Annotated in this window: 26 protein-coding genes and 3 tRNA genes; 17 read left to right on the top strand and 12 right to left on the bottom strand. The window is 66.8% G+C overall.

Annotated features, from left to right (window positions below):
- The first annotated feature begins 18 nt into the window (after positions 1 to 18).
- From ACZ5MJ_RS13775 to ACZ5MJ_RS13760, 4 genes are read left to right on the top strand one after another with little or no spacing between them, the layout of a single operon-like run.
- Entirely contained in the window at positions 19 to 954 is a 936-nt protein-coding gene (locus ACZ5MJ_RS13775; RefSeq protein ID WP_464220017.1) for a glycine betaine ABC transporter substrate-binding protein, read from the top strand.
- A gap of 10 nt (positions 955 to 964) precedes the next feature.
- Positions 965 to 1,615 carry an ABC transporter permease gene (locus ACZ5MJ_RS13770; RefSeq protein WP_464220015.1) on the top strand — a complete coding sequence of 217 codons (651 nt, stop codon included), beginning with the start codon at positions 965 to 967 and terminating at the stop codon, positions 1,613 to 1,615.
- Positions 1,612 to 2,781, top strand: coding sequence for an osmoprotectant ABC transporter ATP-binding protein OsmV (locus tag ACZ5MJ_RS13765; RefSeq protein ID WP_464220014.1), 1,170 nt, complete (start codon positions 1,612 to 1,614; stop codon positions 2,779 to 2,781). The genes ACZ5MJ_RS13770 and ACZ5MJ_RS13765 overlap by 4 nt, the downstream gene beginning before the upstream one ends.
- A gap of 40 nt (positions 2,782 to 2,821) precedes the next feature.
- Complete coding sequence (locus tag ACZ5MJ_RS13760; protein WP_464220013.1) at positions 2,822 to 3,196, top strand: hypothetical protein; 375 nt, start codon at positions 2,822 to 2,824, stop codon at positions 3,194 to 3,196.
- Positions 3,197 to 3,239: 43 nt separating this feature from the next.
- Here ACZ5MJ_RS13760 and ACZ5MJ_RS13755 read toward each other — a convergent pair.
- Positions 3,240 to 3,329, bottom strand: a tRNA-Ser gene (locus tag ACZ5MJ_RS13755).
- A 227-nt stretch (positions 3,330 to 3,556) separates the two neighbouring features.
- Between ACZ5MJ_RS13755 and ACZ5MJ_RS13750 the strand changes: the two genes are divergently transcribed.
- Complete coding sequence (locus tag ACZ5MJ_RS13750) at positions 3,557 to 4,072, top strand: outer membrane lipoprotein (protein WP_464220011.1); 516 nt, start codon at positions 3,557 to 3,559, stop codon at positions 4,070 to 4,072.
- 94 nt (positions 4,073 to 4,166) lie between these two features.
- Here the strand turns inward: ACZ5MJ_RS13750 and hemW are convergent, their stop codons facing one another.
- From hemW to ACZ5MJ_RS13725, 5 genes are all read right to left on the bottom strand, one after another.
- The gene (gene hemW / locus ACZ5MJ_RS13745) at positions 4,167 to 5,399 is read right to left on the bottom strand and encodes a radical SAM family heme chaperone HemW (protein ID WP_464220009.1); all 1,233 of its coding nucleotides are present in this window, start codon (positions 5,397 to 5,399) and stop codon (positions 4,167 to 4,169) included.
- Positions 5,396 to 6,013: an RdgB/HAM1 family non-canonical purine NTP pyrophosphatase gene (rdgB, locus tag ACZ5MJ_RS13740; RefSeq protein WP_464220007.1), complete on the bottom strand. Its 618-nt coding sequence runs from the start codon at positions 6,011 to 6,013 to the stop codon at positions 5,396 to 5,398. The genes hemW and rdgB overlap by 4 nt, the downstream gene beginning before the upstream one ends.
- Positions 6,014 to 6,028: 15 nt before the next feature.
- On the bottom strand, positions 6,029 to 6,748 hold the full coding sequence (rph, locus tag ACZ5MJ_RS13735; RefSeq protein ID WP_432259558.1) for a ribonuclease PH: 720 nt from the start codon (positions 6,746 to 6,748) through the stop codon (positions 6,029 to 6,031).
- Positions 6,749 to 6,844: 96 nt separating this feature from the next.
- Positions 6,845 to 7,759, bottom strand: coding sequence for a PP2C family protein-serine/threonine phosphatase (locus tag ACZ5MJ_RS13730; RefSeq protein ID WP_464220006.1), 915 nt, complete (start codon positions 7,757 to 7,759; stop codon positions 6,845 to 6,847).
- A 62-nt stretch (positions 7,760 to 7,821) separates the two neighbouring features.
- Entirely contained in the window at positions 7,822 to 8,874 is a 1,053-nt protein-coding gene (locus ACZ5MJ_RS13725; RefSeq protein ID WP_464220005.1) for a serine/threonine protein kinase, read from the bottom strand.
- 200 nt (positions 8,875 to 9,074) lie between these two features.
- Here ACZ5MJ_RS13725 and ACZ5MJ_RS13720 point away from each other — a divergent pair, with 200 nt between their 5' ends.
- The 4 genes from ACZ5MJ_RS13720 to ACZ5MJ_RS13705 all read left to right on the top strand — a co-directional run bounded on the left by ACZ5MJ_RS13720 (position 9,075) and on the right by ACZ5MJ_RS13705 (position 13,622).
- Complete coding sequence (locus ACZ5MJ_RS13720; protein ID WP_464220004.1) at positions 9,075 to 10,010, top strand: YicC/YloC family endoribonuclease; 936 nt, start codon at positions 9,075 to 9,077, stop codon at positions 10,008 to 10,010.
- A 19-nt stretch (positions 10,011 to 10,029) separates the two neighbouring features.
- A complete protein-coding gene (gmk, locus tag ACZ5MJ_RS13715; protein ID WP_464220003.1) occupies positions 10,030 to 10,692 on the top strand; it encodes a guanylate kinase in 663 nt (220 codons plus the stop codon).
- A gap of 106 nt (positions 10,693 to 10,798) precedes the next feature.
- On the top strand, positions 10,799 to 11,002 hold the full coding sequence (gene rpoZ / locus ACZ5MJ_RS13710; RefSeq protein ID WP_006578656.1) for a DNA-directed RNA polymerase subunit omega: 204 nt from the start codon (positions 10,799 to 10,801) through the stop codon (positions 11,000 to 11,002).
- Between the two features lie 205 nt (positions 11,003 to 11,207).
- Complete coding sequence (locus tag ACZ5MJ_RS13705) at positions 11,208 to 13,622, top strand: RelA/SpoT family protein (RefSeq protein WP_464219989.1); 2,415 nt, start codon at positions 11,208 to 11,210, stop codon at positions 13,620 to 13,622.
- A 124-nt stretch (positions 13,623 to 13,746) separates the two neighbouring features.
- Here the strand turns inward: ACZ5MJ_RS13705 and greB are convergent, their stop codons facing one another.
- Positions 13,747 to 14,310 (bottom strand): transcription elongation factor GreB, encoded by a 564-nt coding sequence (greB, locus tag ACZ5MJ_RS13700; protein ID WP_464219987.1) that lies wholly within the window; start codon positions 14,308 to 14,310, stop codon positions 13,747 to 13,749.
- A gap of 157 nt (positions 14,311 to 14,467) precedes the next feature.
- On the opposite strand from greB, the gene ACZ5MJ_RS13695 reads away from it, so the two are divergent.
- From ACZ5MJ_RS13695 to ACZ5MJ_RS13685, 3 genes are all read left to right on the top strand, one after another.
- A tRNA-Arg gene (locus tag ACZ5MJ_RS13695) sits at positions 14,468 to 14,544 on the top strand.
- Positions 14,545 to 14,786: 242 nt separating this feature from the next.
- Positions 14,787 to 15,044 carry a hypothetical protein gene (locus ACZ5MJ_RS13690; protein ID WP_464219986.1) on the top strand — a complete coding sequence of 86 codons (258 nt, stop codon included), beginning with the start codon at positions 14,787 to 14,789 and terminating at the stop codon, positions 15,042 to 15,044.
- A gap of 207 nt (positions 15,045 to 15,251) precedes the next feature.
- A tRNA-Met gene (locus tag ACZ5MJ_RS13685) sits at positions 15,252 to 15,327 on the top strand.
- A gap of 143 nt (positions 15,328 to 15,470) precedes the next feature.
- Here the strand turns inward: ACZ5MJ_RS13685 and ACZ5MJ_RS13680 are convergent.
- Positions 15,471 to 15,752 carry a hypothetical protein gene (locus tag ACZ5MJ_RS13680; RefSeq protein WP_464219985.1) on the bottom strand — a complete coding sequence of 94 codons (282 nt, stop codon included), beginning with the start codon at positions 15,750 to 15,752 and terminating at the stop codon, positions 15,471 to 15,473.
- Between the two features lie 151 nt (positions 15,753 to 15,903).
- On the opposite strand from ACZ5MJ_RS13680, the gene ACZ5MJ_RS13675 reads away from it, so the two are divergent.
- Complete coding sequence (locus ACZ5MJ_RS13675; protein ID WP_464223721.1) at positions 15,904 to 16,587, top strand: Fe2+-dependent dioxygenase; 684 nt, start codon at positions 15,904 to 15,906, stop codon at positions 16,585 to 16,587.
- Positions 16,588 to 16,643: 56 nt separating this feature from the next.
- Here the strand turns inward: ACZ5MJ_RS13675 and ACZ5MJ_RS13670 are convergent, their stop codons facing one another.
- Complete coding sequence (locus ACZ5MJ_RS13670; protein ID WP_464219983.1) at positions 16,644 to 16,952, bottom strand: hypothetical protein; 309 nt, start codon at positions 16,950 to 16,952, stop codon at positions 16,644 to 16,646.
- Positions 16,953 to 17,108: 156 nt separating this feature from the next.
- Positions 17,109 to 18,557 (bottom strand): MocR-like pyridoxine biosynthesis transcription factor PdxR, encoded by a 1,449-nt coding sequence (pdxR, locus tag ACZ5MJ_RS13665; protein ID WP_464219982.1) that lies wholly within the window; start codon positions 18,555 to 18,557, stop codon positions 17,109 to 17,111.
- 144 nt (positions 18,558 to 18,701) lie between these two features.
- Here pdxR and ACZ5MJ_RS13660 point away from each other — a divergent pair, with 144 nt between their 5' ends.
- The 3 genes from ACZ5MJ_RS13660 to lpxO all read left to right on the top strand — a co-directional run bounded on the left by ACZ5MJ_RS13660 (position 18,702) and on the right by lpxO (position 20,621).
- Positions 18,702 to 19,145: a carboxymuconolactone decarboxylase family protein gene (locus ACZ5MJ_RS13660; RefSeq protein ID WP_464219981.1), complete on the top strand. Its 444-nt coding sequence runs from the start codon at positions 18,702 to 18,704 to the stop codon at positions 19,143 to 19,145.
- A 109-nt stretch (positions 19,146 to 19,254) separates the two neighbouring features.
- Positions 19,255 to 19,566, top strand: a complete 312-nt coding sequence (locus ACZ5MJ_RS13655) for a hypothetical protein (protein WP_464219979.1) — start codon at positions 19,255 to 19,257, stop codon at positions 19,564 to 19,566.
- Between the two features lie 152 nt (positions 19,567 to 19,718).
- Positions 19,719 to 20,621 (top strand): lipid A hydroxylase LpxO, encoded by a 903-nt coding sequence (gene lpxO, locus ACZ5MJ_RS13650; protein WP_464219978.1) that lies wholly within the window; start codon positions 19,719 to 19,721, stop codon positions 20,619 to 20,621.
- Between the two features lie 62 nt (positions 20,622 to 20,683).
- Here the strand turns inward: lpxO and ACZ5MJ_RS13645 are convergent, their stop codons facing one another.
- The gene (locus tag ACZ5MJ_RS13645) at positions 20,684 to 22,189 is read right to left on the bottom strand and encodes a sensor domain-containing diguanylate cyclase (protein ID WP_464219977.1); all 1,506 of its coding nucleotides are present in this window, start codon (positions 22,187 to 22,189) and stop codon (positions 20,684 to 20,686) included.
- Between the two features lie 152 nt (positions 22,190 to 22,341).
- Positions 22,342 to 23,778: an aminotransferase-like domain-containing protein gene (locus ACZ5MJ_RS13640; protein WP_464219975.1), complete on the bottom strand. Its 1,437-nt coding sequence runs from the start codon at positions 23,776 to 23,778 to the stop codon at positions 22,342 to 22,344.
- Positions 23,779 to 23,953: 175 nt separating this feature from the next.
- Here ACZ5MJ_RS13640 and ACZ5MJ_RS13635 point away from each other — a divergent pair, with 175 nt between their 5' ends.
- Positions 23,954 to 24,325, top strand: coding sequence for a hypothetical protein (locus ACZ5MJ_RS13635; protein WP_464219974.1), 372 nt, complete (start codon positions 23,954 to 23,956; stop codon positions 24,323 to 24,325).
- Positions 24,326 to 24,388: the final 63 nt, after the last annotated feature.

Here is a 24,388-nt window from a genome sequence, read left to right as displayed (position 1 = left end):
GCCAATATGAAAGACCCAATGCAATTTATCCGCCGCCGTGCCCGGCGCGTCGCCATCGTCGTGGCGGCGGTCACCGCCTTTGCGGCGGGCCTGGCGCTGGCCACTGCGCCTGACGCGCATGCAGAAGACGCGCCGATCCGCGTGGGCGGCAAGAATTTCACCGAGCAGTTGCTGCTGTCGTCGATGACTTCGAAGTACCTGCGCGCCAAGGGCTTCACCACCGAGCTTACCGCCGGCCTGGGCAGCACGCTGATGCGCCAGGCGATGGAGAGCAACCAGCTCGACGTGGTGTGGGACTACACCGGCACCGCGCTGATCGTGTTCAACAAGGTCGAAGAGAAACTCGACGCCAAAGAGAGCTACGAGCGCGTCAGGCGGATGGATGGCGCGCGCGGGCTGGTATGGCTGGACGCCTCGGGCATCAACAACACCTACGCGCTGGCCATGCCCAGGGAGCGCGCGGCGGCCAGTGGCGCGACCACACTGTCGGCCTTTGCCGCGCAGATGCGCCGCGCCGGCCCCGAGGTCGGCCATCCGTTCGCCGTCGACATGGAGTTCGCGGCGCGCCCGGATGGCCTGGAGCCGCTCAAGGCGCTGTACAAGCTGCCGTTCGCGCGCCGCGACGTGATCCAGCTCGACCCGGGCCTGGTCTACACGGCGCTGAAGAACAACCAGGTGGAACTGGGCCTGGTCTATGCGACCGACGGCCGCGTCAAGGGCTTCGACCTGGTGCTGCTGGAAGACGACCTGCACTTCTTCCCGGCGTACAACGCGGTGCCGGTGGTGCGCAAGGCGGTGCTGGACCGGCATCCGCCACTCGCGCCGCTGCTCAACGCGCTCGCGGCCACGCTCGACAACGAGAGCATGACCGAGATGAACTACAAGGTGGACATCGGCCAGCAGCCGGTGGACAAGGTGGCGGAGGATTTCCTGCGCGGCCACGGACTGATCTGAGGAGGGCGGCATGGACCTGTTCGCTTACCTGCAACACAGCTGGCCCACGCTGCTGAAGATGACCGGCGAGCACCTGGCGCTGGTGGGCTCGGCGGTGGGACTGGCGATCCTGATCGGGGTGCCGCTGGGCATCGTGATCACGCGCTTCCGGGCGCTGGCCACGCCGCTGCTGGCGCTGGCGACGATCGTGCTGACGCTGCCGTCGATCGCGCTGTTCGGGCTGATGATCCCGGTCTTCGCGCGCTTCGGCCATGCGCTGGGCTACGTGCCCGCGGTGACGGCGGTGTTCCTGTACTCGCTGCTGCCGATCATGCGCAACACCTACACCGCGCTGGCCAATGTCGACCCCGGCATCCAGGAAGCGGGCCGCGGCATCGGCATGACCACCTGGCAACGCATGCGGCTGGTGGACCTGCCGCTGGCGGTGCCGGTGATCCTCGGCGGGGTGCGTACCGCCGTGGTGATGAATATCGGGGTTGCCACCATTGCCGCCATCATCGGCGCGGGTGGCCTTGGGGTGCTGATCCTGCAGGCGATCAGCCAGAGCAACATGAGCAAGCTGGCCGTGGGCGCGGTCCTGGTCAGCCTGCTTGCCATCGTGGCGGACGCCCTCCTGCAGTGGCTGCAGCGGGCGCTGACGCCGAAAGGAATCCGGCTTTGATCGAACTCGACCAACTCACCAAGTCCTTCCCGCAGAAAGACGGCACGGAAACGCGCGCGGTCGATGCCGTGTCGCTGACGGTGCCGCGCGGCGAGATCTGCGTCTTCCTCGGGCCCTCGGGCTGCGGCAAGACCACCACGCTGAAGATGATCAACCGGCTGATCGAGCCGACCTCGGGCACGGTGCGCATCGAGGGCGAGGACACGCGCGGCCTTGACGGCGTGGCCCTGCGCCGCAAGATCGGCTACGTGATCCAGCAGATCGGCCTGTTCCCCAACATGACCATCGAAGAAAACATCATGGTGGTGCCGCGCCTGCTCGGCTGGGACAAGCAGCAATGTCGCGAGCGCGCGCGCGAACTGATGGCGATGGTGCAGCTAGACCCCAACCGGCTGCTGACGCGCTATCCGCGCGAGCTGTCCGGCGGCCAGCAGCAGCGCATCGGCGTGATCCGCGCGCTGGCGGCCGACGCGCCGCTGCTGCTGATGGACGAACCGTTCGGCGCGGTCGACCCGATCAACCGCGAGAGCATCCAGAACGAATTCCTGCAGATGCAGCGCCAGCTCGGCAAGACCGTGATCATGGTCTCGCACGATATCGACGAGGCCATCAAGCTGGCCGACAAGGTGGCGGTGTTCCGCCGCGGCAAGCTGGTGCAGTTCGACCACCCCGACGCGCTGCTGGCGCATCCCGCCGATGAATTCGTGCAGGCCTTCGTCGGCCACGACAACACGCTCAAGCGCCTGCTGCTGGTGCGCGCCGGCGACGCCGCCACCATGCCGCCGAGCTGCCGCCCCGGCATGCCACTGGCCGAGGCACTGGCGGTGATGGACGATGCCGACGTGCGCCACCTGCCGGTGGTGGACGACGCGCAGGTCGCGCTGGGCTACGTCACGCGCCGTGATGCGCGTTCGGGCCAGGGCCAGTGCAGCGACGTGATGCGCCCGTTCGCCGTCACCGCGGCCTTCGACGAGCACCTGCGCATCGTGCTGTCGCGCATGTACCAGCACAACACCAGCTGGCTGCCGGTGATGGGCGCGGACGGCGCCTACCTGGGCGAAGTGACCCAGGAATCGATCGCGGGGTACCTGAGCTCCGGCCGTTCACGCGGGCAGGCCGGGGTGCCGGCCGCCTCCGCTTCCGCGCCGCTCCAAGCGGCGGCCTGAGCCAGCGGCAGGGCATCGGCTTCCGCGCTATGCTAGGTGCATGCTCCGCTATTGCTGGTCCCCCCTGTGCCTGGTCGTCGAAACCCGCTGGTTCATCCCGCGCGGGTTTGACGGCTTCACGCCCGGCCCGCTGATCCTGCTGCGGCCCGGCGCCAGCGATGCGCTGATCGAGCATGAGAAAGTGCATGTGCGCCAGTTCTGGCGCAGCTGGGGGCTGATGGGCGTGCTCTACCTGGCGAGCCGGCGCTGGCGCCTGCGCTATGAGGTGGAGGCTTACCGCGTGCAGCTGCGGCACAGCCCGCCGGAGGCGGCACATGGCCTGGCGCGCGTGCTGGCGTGTCAGTATCGGCTCAAGATTTCGGAAGCCGAGGCCTACCGTCTGCTGACGCAAGACCTGGACGAACCAGGCAAATGAAAAAGGCCCGCACCAGTCACTGGTGCGGGCCTTTTTCCTTGTCTGGCGGAAGCGGTGAGATTCGAACTCACGGATGGGTCACCCCATCGGCAGTTTTCAAGACTGCTGCCTTAAACCACTCGGCCACGCTTCCTGGAGAATGCGCATTGTAGCGCGGATTATTGCACACGCTCTACGTAGCGAAGCGCGACATTATACAGGGACGCGACCGGGGTTTGCATGACGCCTGCTGCGCGTTGGCCTGTCGGCGTTTATCCGACACAATGGAACCTTGTGCACGGTGGCGGGCTCTTAGGGTTGTGCCGGGGCGCAGCGCAGAATGCGTTGCCTGGTATTCGACAAGCAACAGAGGAGAATTTGATGCAAGAAAATCGCAAACGCTGGCTCGGTGTCGTTGCCGTGGCAACGGCCACGGCCGCTGTCCTGGCGGGTTGTGCGGCACCCGGCGGCTACAACAACGGCTACGGTGGCTACGGTGCCCCGCCGCCCAACGCCGGCTATCAGAATCCGAACGTCTCGCAGGCGCCACAGGGCGCGGTCTACTTTGGCCGCGTGGAATCGATTGAGCCGCTGTCGCAGCAGCAGAGCAGCAACGGGCTGGTGGGTACGCTGATCGGCGGTGCCGCCGGCGGCCTGCTCGGCCATCAGGTCGGTGGCGGCCGCGGCAATACCGTAGCGACCATCGGCGGCGCGGTGTTGGGTGCCGTGGCAGGTAATCAGATCGACAAGCGTGCCACCACGAGTTCGCAGACTACCTACCGCGTCAATGTCCGGCTGGACGACGGGCGCATGGCCACCGTTCAGCAGGCCAACCTCAACGGGCTGCAGGTGGGGGCCCGGGCGCGCGTTGCCAACGATATGGCGGTGCCGTACTGATGTACTGACCGCAGTCACCCGGGACGGCCATGCCAGTGCATGGCCGTTTTATTTTGGGCCGCAGGGCTGGCCATGACGGCCGGCCATCGCATCCTCAGTCCTTCAGGAACATTTCCTGCAGGTCGTTGAGAAAGCGCCGGCCCAGCTCGGTCGGGCGGATGGTAGTCAGGTCCGCTTCCAGCAGCCCCTTTTTTTCCGCCTCGGCCAGCTGCTTGCTGATGGTATGCAGCGGCAGCCCGGTGTAGTCGTGGAAGCTCGATGCCGGTACGCCGTCGGTCAGGCGCAGCGCATTGAGCATGAACTCGAACGGCAGTTCGTCGGCGCCGACATCGCGCGCTTCCTGCACGGCATTGCCGGCCAGTGCCTGCTCCATGTAGGTGGCCGGATGCTTGTGCCGCATCTGGCGCAGGATCCGATGCGGGAACGACAGCTTGCCGTGCGCGCCGGCGCCGATGCCGAGGTAGTCGCCGAAGCGCCAGTAGTTCAGGTTATGGCGCGCCTCGCGATGCGGCCTGGCATAGGCCGAGGTCTCGTAATGCCGGTAGCCCGCCTCGGCGGTGCGCGCTTCGATCCAGTCCTGCATTTCGTACGCGCTGTCGTCGTCCGGCAGCGCCGGCGGGAATTTCGCGAACAGCGTGTTTGGCTCCAGCGTCAGGTGGTACAGCGACAGGTGCGCGGTGCCGTACGACAGCGCGGTTTCCACATCCTGCCGGCATTCGTCCAGCGTCTGGCCGGGCAGGGCGTACATCAGGTCCAGGTTGATGTTGTCGAAGCTGGCCTGGGCGATGTCGATGGCCTTGCGGGCTTCGGCGCCGCCGTGGATGCGCCCCAGCGCCTGCAGGTGGCGGTCGTTGAAGCTCTGGATGCCAATCGACAGCCGGTTGATGCCGCTGGCGCGGTAGCTGGCGAACTTGTCGGCCTCGAAGGTGCCGGGGTTGGCCTCCATCGTGATCTCGGCATCGGCATCCAGCGGCAGCAGCGCGCGGATATCCGACAGCAGCCGGTCCATGCCTGCCGCCGACAGCAGGCTGGGCGTGCCGCCGCCGATAAATACCGTGTGCACGGGCCGGCCCCAAACCAGCGGCAACGACTGCTCCAGGTCCGCGCGCAGCGCGTCCAGGTAGATGTCTTCCGGGATCTCGTGGTTGTCGGCGCCGGGTGCGGCGTGCGAGTTGAAATCGCAATACGGGCACTTGCGCACGCACCACGGGATATGCACGTACAGCGACAGCGGCGGCGAGCCGGGCAGGCTGATCTGCCCGGGCTTGAGCCAGAGCTGCTTGCTGTCCACGGGCACGGACGCGGAAACCGGTACGATCGGGATCATCGGGTGGCGGATTCCGCGGCGTCGGCCTGCAGCCGTGCCACCAGCGCGCGCAGCGCATGGGCGCGGTGGCTGACCGTGTTCTTCTCGTCGGGCGACAGCTCGGCGGCAGTCCTGCCCAGCCGCGGCAGCAGGAAGTGCGGGTCGTAGCCAAAGCCGCCCGCGCCGCGCGGCGCGTCGACGACCTCGCCGTGCCAGAGGCCTTCGGCAATGATCGGGCAGGGGTCCTCGGCATGGCGCACGAACACCAGCACGCAGTAGTAGTGCGCGTGGCGGTTCAGCTTGCCGGCCAGTTGCGAGACCAGGTGCGCATTGTTGGCGGCATCCGACTTGGCCTGGCCCGCCATCTGCGCATAGCGCGCCGAATAGACGCCGGGCGCGCCGCCCAGCGCCTGCACGCAGATGCCGGAGTCGTCCGCCAGCGCGGGCAGCCCGGCCAGCCGGCTGGCCTGGCGGGCCTTGGCCAGCGCATTTTCGACAAAGGTGGCAAAGGGCTCTTCGGCCTCGGGGATGCCCAGTTCGCCCTGGGTCACCACGTCAAAGCCGAGCGGTGACAGCAGTGCGCCGAACTCGCGCAGCTTGCCGGGGTTGTTGGAGGCCAGTACCAGGCGTTGCATCGTGCTTCCCGTTCCTCAGGCCAGGCCGAGCGCTTCGCGCTGGTGCCGCACCAGGCGGGCGATCCCGGCTTCGGCCAGGCGCGTCATGGCGTCCAGGTCGGCGCGGCTGAAGGGGGCGCCTTCGGCGGTGCCCTGGACTTCGACAAAGCCGCCGCTGCCGGTCATGACCACGTTCATGTCGGTGTCGCAGTTGCTGTCCTCGGCGTAGTCCAGGTCCAGCACCGGCACGCCGTCGACCATGCCGACCGAGACCGCGGCAACGTGGTCGCGGATCGGGCTGGCGGCGATCAGGCCGTCGCGCAGCATGGTCGAGACCGCGTCATGGGCGGCGACAAAGGCGCCGGTGATGGCCGCGGTGCGGGTCCCGCCGTCGGCCTGCAGCACGTCGCAGTCCAGGTGGATGGTGTATTCGCCCAGCGCCGCCAGGTCGAACACCGAGCGCATGGCGCGGCCGATCAGGCGCTGGATTTCCTGGGTGCGGCCGGTCTGCTTGCCGCGCGCGGCCTCGCGGTCCGAGCGGGTGTGCGTGGCGCGCGGCAGCATGCCGTATTCGGCCGTGACCCAGCCCTCGCCGCTGCCCTTCTTGTGCGGCGGCACCTTGGCCAGCACGCTGGCGGTGCAGAGCACCTTGGTATCGCCAAAGGCACACAGGACGGAGCCTTCGGCGTGACGGGTGTAGTGGCGGGTAAGGCTGATGGAACGCAGCGCATCGGCTGCGCGGCCGCTGGGTCGCATGGGATGGTTTGTCCGGATTGGGGGGAGACCGCGATTCTACCGCTGCCAGCCCATGCGCGCTGTATTGCCGCCCCGGCGGGTGCCGGGGGCGGCGCATTACCGCATCAGGTTGCTGGTCTTGTCGATGGCGGCGCGGATCTCGGCGATCGAGCGCTCGATCTCCTCTTCGGACAGCAGGTCGTTTTCCGAGCCGGTGCGCTCCAGGATCGAGGTGGTGAAGGCGTTCAGCGGCAGGGTGTCGGTCAGCACCGCATCCTGTCCCGCGGCGTTGTTGTCCAGCTCCCACATCATGGCAATGCCGGTGGTGTTGTCGGCACCTTCGCCGGCGCTCTGCAGCGCCAGGTCGATCAGCGCCGGCACTGCCTGCACCACCGACAGGCGCGACAGCTTGTCGACCAGCACCGGCTCTTCCAGCACGCCCCACAGGCCGTCGGAGCAGAGCAGGACCACGTCGCCCGGCTCCAGCGGCACCGGCCCGCCCAGGTCGATCAGCGGCAGGTTGGGCGAGCCCAGGCAGTTGTAGAGCTTGTTGCGTTCGGGGTGGTTGGCCACGTGCATCGGCAGCACGCGCTCCTGCTGCAGCAGGTTCTCGATTTTGGAGTGGTCGCGCGTGCGCGTCAGCAGCCGACCCTTGCGCAGCAGGTAGTAGCGCGAATCGCCGGCGTGGGCCCAGTAGATCTGGCCGTGCTGCACCAGGCAGCAGACCACCGTGGTGCGCGGTACGTCGGCCATCTGGTTGGCTTCGGCATAGCGGTGGATCTCGCGGTGCGCCAGCATGATGGTGTCCTGCAGGAACTCGGCCGGGTTGCGCACCGTGGGCCGCGCCTGCACCTGGAACTGGCGCGCCAGCGTCTGCAGTGCCTGCTGCGCGGCGACTTCGCCGTGGGCGTGGCCGCCGAGGCCGTCGGCCAGCACCATCAGCAGTGCGTCGCGCGTGAAGCAATAGCCCATGCGGTCCTGGTTGACGCGGCGGCCGCCTTTCCTGCTTTCCTGGTAGACGGAGAATCGCATGTTGGCTTTGGCTTTCAGGTAATTCAGTGGGCTGGCCGCAACAGGGTGGCCAGATTTGTGATTCAGTCGGCGCTTGCGCCGGGGGTGGCATCGTCACGCCGGCGCAGCAGCGTCAGGAAGCGCGATGTTATCGCGGACTTTTCCGCCGGGGCCGGGGCCGGAGCCGGGGCTTGCGTCTGCGGCGCCAGCGCCTGTTCGCCCAGGGCGTTGGTCTGCTCGCGCAGCTCTTTCTGCAGCCGGAAGACGCTTTGCGGCCGTCCGGACGGCGCCAGCCGCAGGCACCATTCAACCAGGTCCACGAGGCCGTTGGTATAGCTGCTGCGCAGCCGCACCACCGCTTCGCCCATGCGGTCGTCTTTTTCGCGCTGGTTGGCCTCCTGCGGCGGCATGCCGGCCATGCAGGCATAGAGCGTCGCGCCCAGGCTGTAGATGTCGGTCCACGGGCCCAGGTCGGAATGCTTGCCGTAGAGCTCGGGCGCGGCAAAGCCGGGTGTGTACATCGGCTGGAAGCGCGCCGCTTCCATGGTCAGGGTCTGCCGCGCAGCGCCGAAATCGAGCAGGATCGGGGACTCGTCCTCGCGCAGGTAGATGTTGCCGGGCTTGATGTCCAGGTGCAGCAGCTTGTGGATATGCACTTCGCGCAGCCCGCTCATCAGGTCGTGGAAGACCTTGCGGATGAAATGCTCGCGCAGCACCTTGGCACGGCCCTGCTGCCGGGCCGCCAGCACGTGCTCCTGCAGCGTCTTGCCCAGCTCGTAGTTCATCACCATGTAGACGGTGGAATTCTCGCGGAAGAAGTTCACCACGCGCACTACGCTGGGATGGGAGATGCGGGCCAGCGAGCGGCCCTCTTCGAAGAAGTATTTCAGGCCCAGCCGGAACGCGGCGGCGTTTTCCTCGGGCACCACGGGGATCAGTTCGCCCGGGTTGCGCCGCGCCAGCGACGACGGCAGGTATTCCTTGATGGCAACCGGCGCGCCGGTTTCGTCGGTGGCCAGGTAGACGAAACTGAACCCCCCGCTGGCCAACTTCTTTACAATACGATAGTTGGACAACAGCGTGCCGACGGGCAGCGGTGCACTCTTCGGTTGTGTCGTGCCCTTTGGCTCTGTCATGGGAATAGGGACCGGATTTGCCTCCGGATTGTCCGGGCTAATCGGTCACTTGTAAAGAACACAAATACGGGCATTGTTGCCCGCCTTTCAACGTTTTGAGGGCGCCCCCGGGATCCCGCTGCGGGGCGCTCGAGGCGGGCGTCCCCCGGGTAGCCAGCGGCCTGCTTCAGGGACCCCGGCGCCATTCACGAGAATATTCAATGATCCACAGCATGACGGGCTATGGCCTGGCGACGCGCCAGGCGCCATTGACCAACGCGCAGGGCGAGCCCAGCGGGCGCACCGCGTCCGTTTCGGTGGAGTTCCGCACTGTCAATTCGCGTTTCCTCGACCTGTTGTTCCGGGCCCCGGAAGAGTGCCGCGCCTTCGAGCCGGCCCTGCGCGAGATGCTGATGGCCGAGCTGTCGCGCGGCAAGCTGGAATGCCGCATCAACCTGCAGCGCACCGACGCCGGCGGCGCCACCCTGGCGCTGAACGACGGCCTGCTGGCCCAGATCCGCGCGCTGGAAACCACCGTTGCCGGCACCTTTCCCAGTGCCGGCACCCTGCGCATGGGCGAGATCCTGCGCTGGCCGGGCGTGCTGGTCGAGCCGGAACTGTCGCAGGAGGCCCTGCGCGAAGCCGTGCTGGGCGCCGCCCGCGAGGCGCTTGACCAGCTGCTGGAAGCGCGCCGCCGCGAAGGCGATGCGCTCAAGGCCACGCTGGTGGAGCGCATCGACGCCATGCTGGCCATCGTCGAGCGCCTGACCCCGACCATTCCGCAGCTGATCGCGCATCACCAGGAAAAGCTGACCGAGCGCCTGCAGGAGGCCTTCAACCTGGCCGCGCCCAGCGGCATGCCGTCGATGAGCCGCGACGAGATCGCCGAGCGCATCCGCCAGGAAGCCACCGTCTACGGCATCCGCATCGACATCGCGGAAGAACTGTCGCGGCTGCAGGCACACCTGAACGAAACGCGCCATATCCTGAAGAAGGGCGGCCAGGTCGGCAAGCGCCTGGACTTCATGATGCAGGAGCTCAACCGCGAGGCCAACACGCTGGGCTCCAAGGCCGCCGCCAAGGAACTGGCCGATGCCTCGATGGAGCTCAAGCTGCTGATCGAGCAGATGCGCGAGCAGGTCCAGAATCTAGAGTAAGACTGTTACAAGAATCATCATGAGCCAAACGTCTCAAGCCGTTCCCCGTACGGCCATCGATACCGTCTATCCCGGCAACCTCTTCATGGTGGTGGCACCATCGGGAGCCGGCAAGTCGACGCTGGTCAACGCGCTGCTGGCGCAGGACCAGGCCATCCGCCTGTCGATCTCGCACACCACGCGCGCGCCGCGTCCGGGCGAGCAGGACGGGCGCGAATACCACTTCGTCACGGTCGATGCATTCCGCGCCGCGCGTGACCGCGGCGACTTCCTGGAATGGGCCGAGGTCCACGGCAACTACTACGCGACCTCGCGCGTGTGGATCGAGCAGCAGATGGCGCAGGGCAACGACGTGCTGCTGGAGATCGACTGGCAGGGCGCGCAGCAGGTGCACCAGCGCTTTTCCAACGCGGTGGAGATCTTCATCCTGCCGCCGTCGCTGACCGCGCTGGAAGAGCGCCTGAAAAAGCGCGGCCAGGACGAGCCCAACGTGATCGTGCGCCGGCTGCTGGCCGCGGGCAGTGAAATGGCCCACGCCTCGGAGTCGGATTACGTCATCATCAACGAGGTCTTCAACGATGCGCTGGAACAGCTGCGCAACGTGATCAGCGCCACGCGGCTGCGGTTTTCCTCGCAGAAGGCGCGGCATACGGAGCTGTTTATCGAGCTGGGCATCCACTGAGCGGATGCCATGCGGATGACAGCCGCGGGGGGCGCCGCCAGCGTTTCCCGCCGCGTGCTGTAAAATAGCAAACCAATGTAAGGTTTTGTCCCAAGGTGGATTTGATATGGCGCGTATTACCGTCGAAGATTGTCTGAAACACATTCCGAATCGTTTCGAGCTCGCGCTGGCGGCCACGTACCGTGCGCGCCAGCTGGTGCAGGGCCACACGCCCAAGGTCGAAGCGAAGGACAAGCCGACCGTGGTGGCACTGCGCGAGATCGCGTCGGGCCAGGTCGGCATCGAGATGCTGAAAAAGGTCCCGACCTGATTGACCAGGCGGCCCATGGCTCATCCTTGCATCGTGCCAGCACATTTCCAGGCTCCCCAGCCGGATCCCACGGGCCGCCGCCATGCCTTCGCCGTATTCGCCCTCCAAGCCTCCCTCCCAGCCGTCGCCGACTGCCGTGGCGCCGGTGCCTGGCGATGCGGCTCCGCCCACGGCGCGTAAGCGCACCATTCCGGGCCAGTCTTCCGTGAACGCGCGCACCGGCGCTCCCAATCTTCCCGATCCGCTCGGCGACGATGTCGTCGGCGAGCGCGCCGTCGCGCCCGCGCTGGCGCCGGGCAAGGCCAGGGGCACGGCCGCGCACGATGAACTGAGTGCGGTGCAGGAAGTGGCGCCGCCGACAGCTGACAGCCTGTTTATCGATGCTGTGCTGGCGCAGTCATACCGGCACTTCTTCGGCCCGACCTCGCAGCCGGCGGTGCCGCCGCGCCAGCAGGTCATCTCCATCACCCGGCTGATGGAGAAACTCGCGTACCTGAAGGCGCCCGACCTGGCGCGCGTGCGCGAGGCCTTCCAGTTCTCGGACGAGGCCCACCTGGGCCAGTACCGCCAGAGCGGCGAGCCCTACATTACCCATCCGGTGGCGGTGGCCGAGCTGTGCGCGGACTGGAAGCTGGATGTGCAGTCCATCATGGCGGCGCTGCTGCATGACGTGATGGAAGACCAGGGCATCACCAAGAGCGAGCTGGCCGAGAAATTCGGCCCCAAGGTCTCCGAACTGGTCGATGGCCTCACCAAGCTGGACAAGCTCGAATTCCAGAGCCGCGAGCAGGCGCAGGCTGAGAGCTTCCGCAAGATGCTGCTGGCGATGGCGCGCGACGTGCGCGTGATCCTGGTGAAGCTGGCCGACCGTACGCACAACATGCGCACGCTCGACTTCGTGCCCCCGGAGAAACGCCGCCGCATCGCACTGGAGACCATGGAGATCTATGCGCCGATCGCGCACCGTCTCGGTCTCAACACGATCTACCGCGAACTGCAGGAGCTGTCCTTCAAGGTCGGCTCGCCGTTCCGTTACGCGACGCTGGAGAAAGCTGTCAAGGCCGCGCGCGGCAACCGCCGCGAGGTGGTCAAGCGCATCCTGGAGGCCGCGCAGACGGCGCTGGCCGACGCCGGCATCGTGGCCGAGCTGTCCGGGCGCGAGAAAACGCTCTACAGCATCTACCGCAAGATGCACGACAAGCAGCTGTCGTTCTCGCAGGTGCTGGACGTGTACGGTTTCCGCGTGGTGGTGGAAACGCAGATGCACTGCTATATGGCGATGGGCGCGCTGCATGGCCTGTACAAGCCCATGCCGGGCAAGTTCAAGGACTACATCGCGATTCCCAAGATCAACGGCTACCAGTCGCTGCATACCACGCTGGTGGGCCCGTTCGGCACGCCGGTGGAGTTCCAGATCCGCACGCGCGGCATGCACCAGATCGCCGAGGCGGGGGTGGCCGCGCACTGGATGTACAAGCACCAGGCCGACCACGCCAACGATATCCAGCAGCAGGCGCACCAGTGGCTGCAGTCGCTGCTCGATATCCAGAGCCAGACCGGCGATTCGCAGGAGTTCCTGGAGCACGTCAAGATCGACCTGTTCCCGGATGCGGTCTACGTGTTCACGCCCAAGGGCCATATCCGCGCGCTGCCGCGCGGCGCCACCGCGCTGGACTTTGCCTACGCCGTACACAGCGACCTGGGCAACCAGTGCGTGGCGGTCAAGATCAACAACGAGCTCCTGCCGCTGCGCACCGAGCTCAAGAGCGGCGATATCGTCGAGGTGGTGACGGCGCCGTACTCCAAGCCCAACCCGGCATGGCTGTCGTTCGTGCGCACCGGCAAGGCGCGCGCGGCGATCCGCCACTACCTGAAGACCACCAAGCTCGACGAGGCCATCCAGCTTGGCGAGCGCCTGCTGGAGCAGTCGGCGCGCCAGCTCGGCATCGAGCTCAAGGCCGTGCCGCAGTCTGTCTGGGACCGCATGATCCAGTGGACCGGCAACAAGCATCGCGAAGACATCTTCGCCGACCTGGCGCTGGGCCGGCGCGTGCCGGCGGTGGTGGCCAAGCGCATGGAGATCCTGCTGCAGGAGCTGTCGGGCGATGTCGACAGCGCGCTGCTGGCGGCGGTGCAGACCTTTGCCGGCGAAGAAGCCCCGGCGGTGCCGATCACCGGCGACGAAGGCATGTCGATGATCTTCTCGGCATGCTGCCGCCCGATCCCGGGCGATTCGATCGTCGGCTACCTGGGCAAGGGCGAAGGGCTGCAGATCCACGTGCAGGACTGCAAGGTGGCCAAGCGCCTGCACAGCAAGGATCCGGAGCACTGGATCGACGTGATGTGGGCCAAGAAGATCACGCGCGCCTTCGATGTGTCGATCAAGGTGATGGTGCGCAACGTCAAGGGCATCGTCGCGCGCGTGGCCGCAGACCTGACCGCGGCCGACGCCAACGTGGCGCACGTGGCCATGGAGCAGCAGGACGCCGGCCACCAGGAAGCGACCTATATGCAGTTCATCATCCAGGTGCAGAACCGCCTGCATCTGGCCAACGTGATGCGCGGGCTGCGCCGCAACCCCGACGTCATCCGCATCTTCCGCGACCGCAACGACACCTAGGAGGCCGTTTCAGGACGGCCCTGGCGTCGTTGTGCGGACTTGCCGTACTACCTGTACTGTCTGCGGCCGCACGCCTGGCCAGGCCCGCCCTAAAACGGCCTCCAGGCTATTAGCGGCCCCCAGGCTATTGTTTTCGGGGTGGGTAGCGGACTTCCAGGATATCGATCTGCTCGACCCCGGCCGGCGTGCGCAGCGCGACGGTATCGCCTTCGCGCGCCTTGATCAGTGCCTTGGCGATCGGCGAGATCCAGCTGACGTGGTTCTGGTCCAGGTCGACCTCATCCATGCCGACGATGGTGATGGTGGTCTCCTCGCCGGACGTGTGGGCGTAGGTGACGGTGGCGCCGAAGAAGATCTGGTCGTTGTCGCCCTGCAGGGACGGGTCGACCACTTCGGCCTTGTCCAGGCGCCGCGTCAGGAAGCGGATGCGGCGGTCGATCTCGCGCAGGCGCTTCTTGCCATAGAGATAGTCACCATTCTCCGAGCGGTCGCCGTTGGACGCCGCCCACGAGACGATCTGCACCACGTCGGGCCGGTCGACATCGATCAGCTGCATCAGCTCAGTGCGCAGGCGCTCGTAGCCTTCAGCGGTGATGTAGTTCTTGGTGCCGGGAGGCAGCGGGGCTGCGCCTTCAGGGAGATCGTCGTCCTCGTCGCCAGAGGGCTCTTTGACAAATGCCTTGTTCATGGTCCGAATCACTTCTTCAGTCTGCCATTATAGGAAAACACCACAGGCAGGCTGCGCCGGCGGACGTCCGCTTCGACCCTTCCCAGAGAAAGATCACAAAAAAGTTGAGAGGGGGCTTCACAAAAACAAAAACTCGGTTATAATCTTTTTCTCGAGTGCGGCTGTAGCTCAGTTGGATAGAGTACTTGGCTACGAACCAAGGGGTCGTGGGTTCGAATCCTGCCAGCCGCGCCACCTATGCAGAAAGAAAAAGGGCTTCCGGAAACGGAAGCCCTTTTTCGTTTCCGTCCACGCTTTACGCTTGCTCTTGCCGGCCGTCGGTCCGCGCGCCGCGGATGCATTCCAGCCTCGCTTTCCTTCCTTGCCCTCCTGTTTCGCTTGCGCCATGCCCGCGATTGCTGCGTCACGGCTTGCGGTCGCGCGTGCGGCCTCCTAGGCTCGATTCAGGCACAACACCAACCCGGGGAGCTGAGCGCATGGAAAACGAATGGCGCGTCGAGGAGTATCGCGGCATGGATGTCTATGTCCTGGTGTCGCCGCAAGGGCAGAGCAGCATCGGCCGTTGGGGCTACGAAGTGCGCGTGTCGCAGGAAGGCGCGGACCCTGCGGACGCAGGCGACACCGAATTGCTCGCCAGCGGCCCCCAGCAGTTTGCCACGCGCCATGCGGCGGAGGTAGCCGCATTCGGTGCCGGCTATGCCTTGGTCGATCGCCTGCTCGGGCCAGTGGAATAGCGCGCTGCGGGCTACTGCGATTGGCGCAACGCTTTATATCATGCCGTGATCTATCGTTACGCCAAGACCGTGCTGGCAGCGTACGAACCTGACGGCAAGCCGAAGCGCAGCGCATGGCAGCGGCGTTCGGAAACGAATAATTTCATGCGCAGGCAAAATAGTGCTTGCCATGAGCCCATGTATCACCCATAATCCGTTTCCTTCAGACGCGGGGTGGAGCAGTTGGCAGCTCGTCGGGCTCATAACCCGAAGGTCGCAGGTTCAAGTCCTGCCCCCGCAACCAACGCCTGACATCTGTCATCCGCGGCATTCGCCGCAGTCCTTCACGGCGTTGTTCTCAAGGCCATCCGGCCTGACTTTCTCTGTGCTCCGATATGAACCGCGACGTGTCAAGGCGTGGTATTGCAGCGCTCGTGCGCCTGGTCGTTACGCCGGCACAAGGTTCGCCGCACGCCTGAATGTATCGCGCACCAAAGGCTGGTCTTCACGCTCGGCAGCTTCGGCACGGTCGCGCAGCCGCGCGGCCAGCACGGTCAGTGTGCCTTGTGCCTGCGGCCCGCCGGCAGCCTGGCACCTGGTCACGGCTTCGCGCATCATCGCATCGAGCTCGCCGCTGACGTCGGCACCATCGAAGGCGCTGACCGAGAGGGCCGAGATGCGTTCCAGGTAGAGATTGACCAGCGCTTCGTCGTGTAGCGGTTCGGACATGTCTTCTCCTTGTCGATGACGGGAATGCTCAAACCATTGTAGTGAAGGCGCCGTCTGCCCGGGATCAAACAGTAATGATTCTTGTTATTGTTTGTGCCGGGATTCCCATACAATGAGCGCCTGCCCGACTTATCCCGATACGGTTGCCATCATGATGCTGCAGATTCCCGACGTACTGTCCAAGGCGCAGGTGGCGCATATCCGGGAAGTCATCGATGCGGCGCCATGGGCCGACGGCAACGAGACCTCGGGCTACCAGTCGGCGCTGGCCAAGCGCAACCTGCAGTTGCCCGAGGGTTCGCCCGCGGCACGCCAGGTAGGCGACCTGATCCAGGACGCGCTTGGCAACCATGCGCTGTTTTTCTCCGCGGCGCTGCCGCTGAAGGTCTATCCGCCGTTGTTCAACCGCTACGAGGGCGGCCATACCTTTGCCAACCATGTCGACAACGCGATCCGCTACCTGCGCGGCAGCAGCTTCCGCCTGCGCAGTGACCTGTCGGCGACGCTGTTCCTGACCGAACCGGAGGAATACGACGGCGGCGAACTGGTGATCGAGGACACCTATGGCCAGCAGCGCGTGAAGCTGCCGGCCGGGCAGATGGTGCTGTACCCGGCCACCAGCATCCACCACGTAACCCCGGTCACGCGCGGCGCGCGGGTGTCATCGTTCTTCTGGATCCAGAGCATGGTGCGCGACGACGGCCAGCGCGCGATGCTGTTCGAGCTGGACGGGCACATCCGCCAGGTGGCGCAGGAACTCGGGCAGGTGCACGAATCGGTGATCGGCCTGACCGGGGTCTATCACAACCTGCTGCGCTGCTGGGCGGACGCCTGAGCGCCAGCGGCGCCCTCGCCGGGGCGCTGCTGGACGTCTTTCAGCATCCGGCGCGGCTATTCGTCGCGCCGTCGCTGCATCTGCAACAGTTCGATGGGAGAGGGCTGGATGCGCCTGCGCGCCGGACGCAGCGCGCGCTTGGGCCACAGCACATAGTTGGTGTGCGGATCCAGCGGCTTGCCGAAATACGAGACCCAGACCTGCACGCCCTGCTCGGTTTCGGCAATGATGGCCGCGACGGCGCGCGCCGCGGCGGAAGGGGACTTGAGCAGTTCCGAGAGGGCTTCGACGCCCTGCACGACATGGTGCTTCACCCCTGCAAACCATGCGTACTGACGCATGGCGGACAACAAACGCTTGGTCATGAACGCGACTCTGGTTGTGTGGAAGTCCGAGTGAGACTTTCGTCCTTCCATTTTGTTCACGGCGAATTGCGATAGCCGGTATGACTGAGGCGCCATGCCGCAGGGCTGTCACCTGCGTGGCCTGCGTCACCTGGCATCGCTCCGGTGCCGGCTGCATCACGCAGGGCGCGGCGGCTCGGGTGCCAGTGCAGAGAGTACCATCGCCAGCCGATCGAGGGCAGGGTCGATATCCAGCAGGTCGATGGCGCCGAAGCCCAGCAGCAGCCCGGCACAGGTGGCGGGCGGCCTGGCATAGCAGGGATCGAGCGTGGCGAGTTCCAGGTCGGCCAGCCGCGCCATCGAGACCAGCGCCTCGGTCGCCACCGGCACGCGCAGCCGCGCCGCCAGGTGGAAGCCCGCGACCGCCGGCAGCGGCTCCAGCCACGGCGACAGGTCGCCCTGCAGCCGCGCCAGCAGCCGGCCACGGCGCTGGGCGTGGCGCGCATGCGAGCGCCGGATATGGCGCAGCAGGTGCCCTTCGGACAGGAAGCGCGCCAGTGCCTGCTGGAGCAGTGTCGGCGTGTGCCAGTCCATCAGGTGCTTGACCTTGCGCGCGGCCGGCATCAGCCAGGGCGGCACCACCACGTAGCCGCCGCGCAGGTTTGCCGCCAGCGTCTTCGAGAACGTGCCGAGGTAGGCCACGCGGCCATGCCGGTCCAGCGTCTGCAGTGCGTCCAGCGCCTGGCCGCCGTAGCGGAATTCACTGTCGTAGTCGTCTTCCAGGATCACCGCATGGCGGCGCGCCGCCCAGTCGAGCAAGGCCTGGCGGCGCGCCAGGCTCATCGGCACGCCCAGTGGCGACTGGTGCGAGGGCGTGACGTAGACCAGCGTGGCCTCGTTGGGCAGGGACGCCACCACCAGTCCTTCGCTGTCGACCGGCACCGGCACCACCCGTGCGCCCAGGCCCAGGAACAACGCGCGCGCCATCGGGTAGCCGGGATCCTCCATCGCCACCACCGCGCCCGGCCCGAGCATCAGCCGCGCCAGCAGGTCGATGCCCTGCTGCGCGCCGCTGGTGACCAGGATGTCGGTCGGCGCGCTCTGCACGCCACGCGTGAAGGCGATATGGCGCGCAATGGCCTGCCGCAGCGCCATCTCGCCGGCCGGATCGGCCGGACCGGGCGGGCGCACGCGCTCGGCGGCCAGCGCGGCGCGCACGCAGCGCGACCAGGCTTCGTGCGGAAAGCGCGTGGTATCGGCCTGGCCCGGCTGGAAGGCATAGCGCGCGCCGCCCGCGGGACCCAGGAACGGCGTGGGCACGGCCATCCAGCGCTGCACCGCGGGCGGCAGCACCGGCGCCGCCGTCGAGCGCAGCACCGGGCGTGCCAGCCCTTCGGCCACATAGGTGCCGTCACCCACGCGTGCGTGCAGCCAGCCTTCGGCCACCAGCCGTTCATAGGCCGTGGTCACGGTCTTGCGCGCCACGCCCAGCTGCGTGCCGAGCAGGCGCGAGGGCGGCATGCGCTCACCGGCTTCCAGGCGGCCGCCCTGGATGGCATCGCGGATCTGGTGGACGATCTGCGCGGTCAGGTCGCTGCCGTGGTCCAGGGAGAGGTGCAGTTCCATGAGGACAGGTCGCTACCGGAAATTGGTCTACCAATTCTGCCGGAAATTGGCGGTGTACGGAGCCAATCCATGCGTCTATCTTTCATCCCGACGGGCGCGACACCAATGCCCGCCAAATCCAACCTGTCAAATCGGAGACCGATCATGGAAGAACGCATGAACTGGCAAGACGTGGCCCCTGATGCCTACAAGGCAATGGTCGGCGTCGAGATCTACCTGGCGCGCTGCTCGCTGGAGACCACGCTGAAGGAACTGGTGAAGATCCGCGCCTCGCAGATCAACAGCTGCGCGTTCTGCCTGGACATGCACCTGACCGATGCGCGCAAGCACGGCGAAAGCGAGCGCCGCCTGAACCTGCTGCCGGCCTGGCGTGAAGTGAGCTGGTTCACCCCGCGCGAGCGCGCCGCGCTGGCCTGGACCGAGGCGCTGACGCTGCTGCCGCAAAGCCAGGCGCCGGATGCGGACTACCAGGCCTTGCGCGAGCAGTTCTCGGAAAAGGAAATGGCCGACCTGACCCTGCTGATCTCGGCCATCAATGCCTGGAACCGCTTCGGCGTCGGCTTCCGCCGCCAGCCGCCGGCGCTCTGAGCGCCTTGCCCTCCCGCCTGCCGCAGCGGCCGGTCGATTGACAAGCCGCTGTGCGCTGCATTAGCTTCTGTTGCAGATAGTTTGCCGGGCCTTGCCAGGAGTCAGCCCCATGACTGAAGACACCCTGCTGCAACTGATGACGGAAGTCGAGAAGGAAGATCCGATCGACTACGCCGACCTGCCCTTCGATGACGCCGCGCTGCGCCGGCTGGCGTGCCGGCTGATCGCCGAGCGTTCCAGCGAGATGGAGGCGTCGGGCTTGCCGGTCGAGGCACTGTTGGCCACGATGTGGGCCTCGACCGCCAAGCTGGTGCTGGAAAACCTGGTGCTCAACGCGCGCCTGCTGACGCTGCAGGGCATGCCCGAAGACGCCCAGGCGCTGATCGACCGCATCGCGCGCCAGTCACGCGGCGACGCCTGAACGCTCCCCGCCCGGCGCCTGCCCCGGCGGCGGGCCATGTGCTGCAGCAGGCTCAAGCTGCGGTGCCACCGCCGTTTCGCTAAAATACTGGTTTTCACCCAGCCGGTCCGCGGCACGACCCGCGGCGGAGGCGGCTGACCAGGAGGATTTCGGTGATCAAGTGGATAATCGTCGCGGGCTACCTCGGTGCCATCCTGTATGTGCACTTCCGCGGCAAGGTGCGCCTGCGCATCTGGCGCCAGCTGCTGGACCATTCGGCCCTGGTGGCGCCGATCAACTGCTTCATGTACGCGTTCTCGGGCGTGCCCCGCACGCCGTATATTCCGGTCAATAACTTCCCTGATCTGGAAAAGCTGCGCGCCGCCTGGCCCGAGATCCGCGACGAAGGCCTGGCGCTGGCCGCGATGCGCAAGATCAAGGCCGCGGACAAGAACGACGACGCCGGCTTCAACTCCTTCTTCAAGTATGGCTGGAAGCGTTTCTACCTGAAGTGGTATGAGGCCCAGCATCCGTCGGCCGAGCAGTTCTGCCCCAAGACCGTGGCGCTGCTGCGCGAGCTGCCCACGGTCAAGGCGGCAATGTTTGCCGAGCTGCCGCCGGGCGGCAAGCTCAATCCGCACCGTGACCCGTTTGCCGGCTCGCTGCGCTATCACCTGGGCCTGGCCACGCCGAACGACGACCGTTGCTTTATCGAAGTGGACGGCGAGCGCCACAGCTGGCGCGACGGCGAGGGCGTGGTCTTCGATGAAACCTACCTGCACTGGGCCGAGAACCGCAGCGACGCCAACCGCCTGATCCTGTTCTGCGATATCGAGCGTCCGATGCGCTACGGCTGGGCGATGAAGTTCAACCACTGGATGGGCCGCAAGGTCATGACCGCGGCCAGCTCGCCCAATGACGAGCATGACCAGACCGGCATGATCAACCGGCTGTTCCGCTTTGTCTGGCTGGGCGGCCAGTACCGCCGCCGTTTCAAGGCCTGGAACCGCCAGCTCTACTACGTCACCAAGTTCGGGCTGATCGTGCTGGGTGTGGGGCTGATCGTTTATCTGTAAAGAGCAAGAGAGCCGGCGCAAGCCGGCTCTTTGCCTTGGGCGCCCGGCTAAGCCCCTGAGCGTCAGTCGCGGCGGCGTTCGTTGCTGAGCGCGGTGTAGTAGTCGCGCTTGGCCTGGTACATGCGGCTATCGGCCAGCTTGACGATGTCGCTGAGCCGGTCGCCTTGCAGGCAGGTGGCGTGGCCGATGGAGAAGCTCAGTCGCGTGCCCGGGTAGAACTGGTTGTTCAGTTCGACCACCTTGCCGATCTGCTCGACCACGGTGGCGGCGCCGCGCTCGTCGCGGCCGGGCAGCAGGACCATGAACTCGTCGCCGCCGGTGCGCGCCACGCAGGCCTGCTCGCCCACGGCCTTCTTCAGGACCTCGCCGGTGCGGCGCAGCAGCCCGTCGCCGTCGGCGTGGCCGAACTGGTCGTTGACCGCCTTGAGGCCGTTCAGGTCCACCGCCACCACGCTGACCGGCCACGGGCCCTTGCGGCCCAGCCGTGCCATCTCGTCTTCATAGTAGGCACGGTTGTAGAGCTTGGTCAGCACGTCGTGCTTGCCGAGGAACTCGACATAGGCCTCGGCCTTCTTGCGCGCGGTGATATCGGTCAGCGACACCAGCACCTGGTCCCAGTCGGCTTCCCGTCCGGGGAACACCGACCACTGCATGAACACGTCCACGGCACGGCCATCGAGCGCGTAGTTGATGACCTCGCGCTGCTGCCACAGCTTTTCATGCCAGAGATCGATCAGCTGCTCGGCAAAGTGGATGCGCATGTCGTCGCGGAACACGTCGCCGAGGCGCGACAGCAGGATCTCCTTGCTGTCCGCGCCGAACATCAGCAGCGTCTGCTGGTTGACGTCGAGCACGCGGATCTCCTGCATGCAGCGCGAGACAAAGTCCGGATGCACGTTGAGGAAGGTGCGGAAGTCGATGATGCCGGCGGCGCGCACTTCATCGAGCAGCATCTTGATCGCGCTGAAGTCCTCGACCCACAGCGACACCGGCGAATGCTCGAACAGTCCCAGCGCATACTGCTCGCTGCGGCGCAACTCTCGCTCGGTGCGCATGCGCGGGGTGATGTCCTTGATCGACAGCAGCACGCGCTCCCAGGTCTGTTCGTGGCCCGGCATTACCGTGGCCTCGAGCTGGATGTCGAGCCGTTCGCCGTCGAGCGTGTAGTTGACGGTCTGGCTGGAGAAGCAATTGCCGCCGTCCCACAGCTGGCCGAGTTCCTCCACATGCTGGTCGAACATGTCGTCGCGGAAGACTGTGTCGAGGTTGTTCACCAGGTCGTCGAGGTCGGCCGCGCGGTACAGCTCGAGCGTGCGCCGGTTGACCGCGATCACGCGGATCAGTGCGGAGCACCGCGCCACCTGCTGCGGGTCGGCGCGCAGATGGGCGCGCAGGTCGGTGACACCATCCTTGCGCAGCTGCGCAAAATGCTCGCGCACGGCGCTGAAGTCTTCCAGCCACAGTGAGACTGGTGCCAGTTGAAACAGGGTCTGATATTCGTCCGGGTTGTTGCCGGCAGGATTGCCGGCACCCTTGCCGACGGACGGCGCCGTGGATGCACTGCTCAAGGCTTTTCTCCTTATTCTTTTTCCCGAGGTGCGCGGCGCCCGTGGTCAGTCTTCGCCCCCGCAGACCAGCCGGCCCGCCCCCTGCGCACCAGCGCACTAGGATAGGCGAGCCGGCGGCAAAAGGGGAGGGGTGTTGCAAACAGGCGCCAGGCCTAGACCGCCAGCCGCTGCACGATGGCGGCCAGCGTGGCCAGCGCCCGCTCGATCTGCGCCGAGCGCGGCGTGCCGCAGTTGATGCGCAGGCAGTGGTCGAAGCGCCCGGCGTTGGAGAACATCACGCCGGGCATCACGCGGATGCCGGCCTGCAGCGCCTGGTCGAACACCGCCTCGGACGAGACCTGCGCTGGCAGCTCCACCCACAGGTGCATGCCGCCGCGCGGCGCGCCCAGCCGCGTGCCGGCGGGAAAGCTGGCGGCGATGGCCTGCGCGAACCATTCGCGCTGCGCGCGCAGCCGGGTGCGCAGCCGGCGCAGGTGGCGGTCATGCGCGCCCGACGCGAGAAAGTCGGCGGCGGCCATCTGCGACAGCATCTCGTTGGGCCGCGACAGGCCGAACTTGAGCATCTCCACCCGCGCCTGCCATTTGCCGGCGGCGATCCAGCCCAGGCGCATGCCGGGCGCCAGCACCTTGTGCAGCGAGGCGCAGTGGATCACGTTGCCGCTGCCGTCCCAGGCCTTGGCCGCGGCCGGCGGCGCATCGCTGTCGGCGGTGGCCGAGAAGCAGTCGTCCTCGATCAGCGCGATGCCGCGCGCCTCGCACCACTGCACCAGCCGCGCCTTGTGCGCATCCGGCATGATGCAGCCGAGCGGGTTCTGCAGGTTGGGCACCACCGCGACCGCGCGGATGTTGTCGTAGTGCTGGGCGGCCAGCTCCAGGGCTTCCAGCGAGATCCCGGTCTGGGGACTGCACGGGATTTCCAGCGCGCGCATGCCCAGGCTTTCCAGGATCTGCAGCAGGCCGTAATAGGTCGGGGATTCCACCGCGATCACGTCGCCGGGGCCGGCCACCGCGCGCAGGGCGAGATTGAGCGCCTCGGTGCAGCCGTGCGTGATGACGATCTCTTCCGGTGCCAGCTGCACGCGGTTGCGCAGCGCCTGCCGCGCGATCGCCGCGCGCAGCGGCTGGTAGCCATCGGGTTCGACCGCCTCGCCGAACAGGTCCGGGTGCCGGCGCAGCGCGCGCGCCGCGGCACTGCGCAGCGCCTCGGTCGGGTAGAGCGACGGCGCGCAATAGGCGCCGCCCAGGTTGGTATGCACTTGTTCATGCTGGCTGCGCGCCAGCAGGCCTGAAATGCGCTGGTGGATGCCGACATACTGGGCCGGGTCGGGCAGCGCGGCGGTGGGCTCCGACAATCCGGCCAGCGGCGCACGCAGCGGCGCGGCAACAAAGTAGCCCGAGCGCGGGCGCGCTTCCAGCAGGCCGTCGCTCTCCAGTTGCCGGCATGCCTGCAGCGCGGTGGACAGGCTCACGCTGTGCAGCGCCATCAGCGCGCGCACCGAGGGCATGCGGTCGCCGGCGGCGAGCGTGCCGGATTCAATGGCGCGGCGGTAGTGGCCGGCAACCTGGCGGTAGAGCGGGGTGGGGTCCATGGCGGCATCGTGGCGGGGTTGGCCGCATCGGTACAGATACAGAGGCGGGGCCCCTGCATCGTAACAGCCGGAAATCCTGGTTGCTGTTCCGGTCCAGGCGGTACGGCGGTGTGCCTGCCGCACGCGGTGGCCGGTCGATAGGCTGGAGTCCTGTGCCTGCTACCGGAGTCCTGTCATGCAAAGAGATCTCAACAACACATCAACCGTGATGCCACTGGCGGCCGGGCAGTGCTTGCGCCTGCGCGTGGCGGCGGGTACCGTGCTGCATGCCGGCGCGGGCGAGCTGGAGGTGGCCGGGCCACCGCAGTGGCTCGCAGACAGGTGCCATGTCCCGCAACGGCGCCTGCGCGCGGGCGACACGTGGATCGTGCCCGCGCGCGGCTGGCTGGCGGTGTCGGCAAGCCGCGCCGGCGCGTTCTCGGTCACGGTCCCGCCGGGCTGGCTGCCCCGGCTGAAAGCCTGGCTGGCGTCGTCATGGCGCCGCACCGGCCCGGCCCGCCAGCCCGTATCCCGCCAGATTCCCGACCCCGCGCCCAAAAGACTATAAAATTGCGCTCCGGCCGGCCTGGCACATTGGTGTGCCCAACCCCCCCGGCCGCAGTTCTCGGGT

This window comes from Cupriavidus sp. LA-1, from assembly GCF_055385985.1.
This window is presented reverse-complemented; position numbering and strand designations above follow the sequence as displayed.

Bases quoted from the DNA above. Each gene is read 5' to 3' on its own strand.
- ACZ5MJ_RS13660 (WP_464219981.1), top strand. From the start codon at position 18,702: ATGGAAGAACGCATGAACTGGCAAGACGTGGCCCCTGATGCCTACAAG.
- ACZ5MJ_RS13680 (WP_464219985.1), bottom strand. From the start codon at position 15,752: ATGTCCGAACCGCTACACGACGAAGCGCTGGTCAATCTCTACCTGGAA.
- rph (WP_432259558.1), bottom strand. From the start codon at position 6,748: ATGCGACCCAGCGGCCGCGCAGCCGATGCGCTGCGTTCCATCAGCCTT.
- ACZ5MJ_RS13760 (WP_464220013.1), top strand. From the start codon at position 2,822: ATGCTCCGCTATTGCTGGTCCCCCCTGTGCCTGGTCGTCGAAACCCGC.
- ACZ5MJ_RS13675 (WP_464223721.1), top strand. From the start codon at position 15,904: ATGATGCTGCAGATTCCCGACGTACTGTCCAAGGCGCAGGTGGCGCAT.
- ACZ5MJ_RS13750 (WP_464220011.1), top strand. From the start codon at position 3,557: ATGCAAGAAAATCGCAAACGCTGGCTCGGTGTCGTTGCCGTGGCAACG.
- ACZ5MJ_RS13720 (WP_464220004.1), top strand. From the start codon at position 9,075: ATGATCCACAGCATGACGGGCTATGGCCTGGCGACGCGCCAGGCGCCA.
- ACZ5MJ_RS13655 (WP_464219979.1), top strand. From the start codon at position 19,255: ATGACTGAAGACACCCTGCTGCAACTGATGACGGAAGTCGAGAAGGAA.
- ACZ5MJ_RS13670 (WP_464219983.1), bottom strand. From the start codon at position 16,952: ATGACCAAGCGTTTGTTGTCCGCCATGCGTCAGTACGCATGGTTTGCA.
- ACZ5MJ_RS13775 (WP_464220017.1), top strand. From the start codon at position 19: ATGCAATTTATCCGCCGCCGTGCCCGGCGCGTCGCCATCGTCGTGGCG.
- pdxR (WP_464219982.1), bottom strand. From the start codon at position 18,557: ATGGAACTGCACCTCTCCCTGGACCACGGCAGCGACCTGACCGCGCAG.
- ACZ5MJ_RS13725 (WP_464220005.1), bottom strand. From the start codon at position 8,874: ATGACAGAGCCAAAGGGCACGACACAACCGAAGAGTGCACCGCTGCCC.
- ACZ5MJ_RS13635 (WP_464219974.1), top strand. From the start codon at position 23,954: ATGCAAAGAGATCTCAACAACACATCAACCGTGATGCCACTGGCGGCC.
- hemW (WP_464220009.1), bottom strand. From the start codon at position 5,399: ATGATCCCGATCGTACCGGTTTCCGCGTCCGTGCCCGTGGACAGCAAG.
- rdgB (WP_464220007.1), bottom strand. From the start codon at position 6,013: ATGCAACGCCTGGTACTGGCCTCCAACAACCCCGGCAAGCTGCGCGAG.
- ACZ5MJ_RS13640 (WP_464219975.1), bottom strand. From the start codon at position 23,778: ATGGACCCCACCCCGCTCTACCGCCAGGTTGCCGGCCACTACCGCCGC.
- ACZ5MJ_RS13730 (WP_464220006.1), bottom strand. From the start codon at position 7,759: ATGCGATTCTCCGTCTACCAGGAAAGCAGGAAAGGCGGCCGCCGCGTC.
- rpoZ (WP_006578656.1), top strand. From the start codon at position 10,799: ATGGCGCGTATTACCGTCGAAGATTGTCTGAAACACATTCCGAATCGT.
- ACZ5MJ_RS13690 (WP_464219986.1), top strand. From the start codon at position 14,787: ATGGAAAACGAATGGCGCGTCGAGGAGTATCGCGGCATGGATGTCTAT.
- ACZ5MJ_RS13770 (WP_464220015.1), top strand. From the start codon at position 965: ATGGACCTGTTCGCTTACCTGCAACACAGCTGGCCCACGCTGCTGAAG.
- gmk (WP_464220003.1), top strand. From the start codon at position 10,030: ATGAGCCAAACGTCTCAAGCCGTTCCCCGTACGGCCATCGATACCGTC.
- greB (WP_464219987.1), bottom strand. From the start codon at position 14,310: ATGAACAAGGCATTTGTCAAAGAGCCCTCTGGCGACGAGGACGACGAT.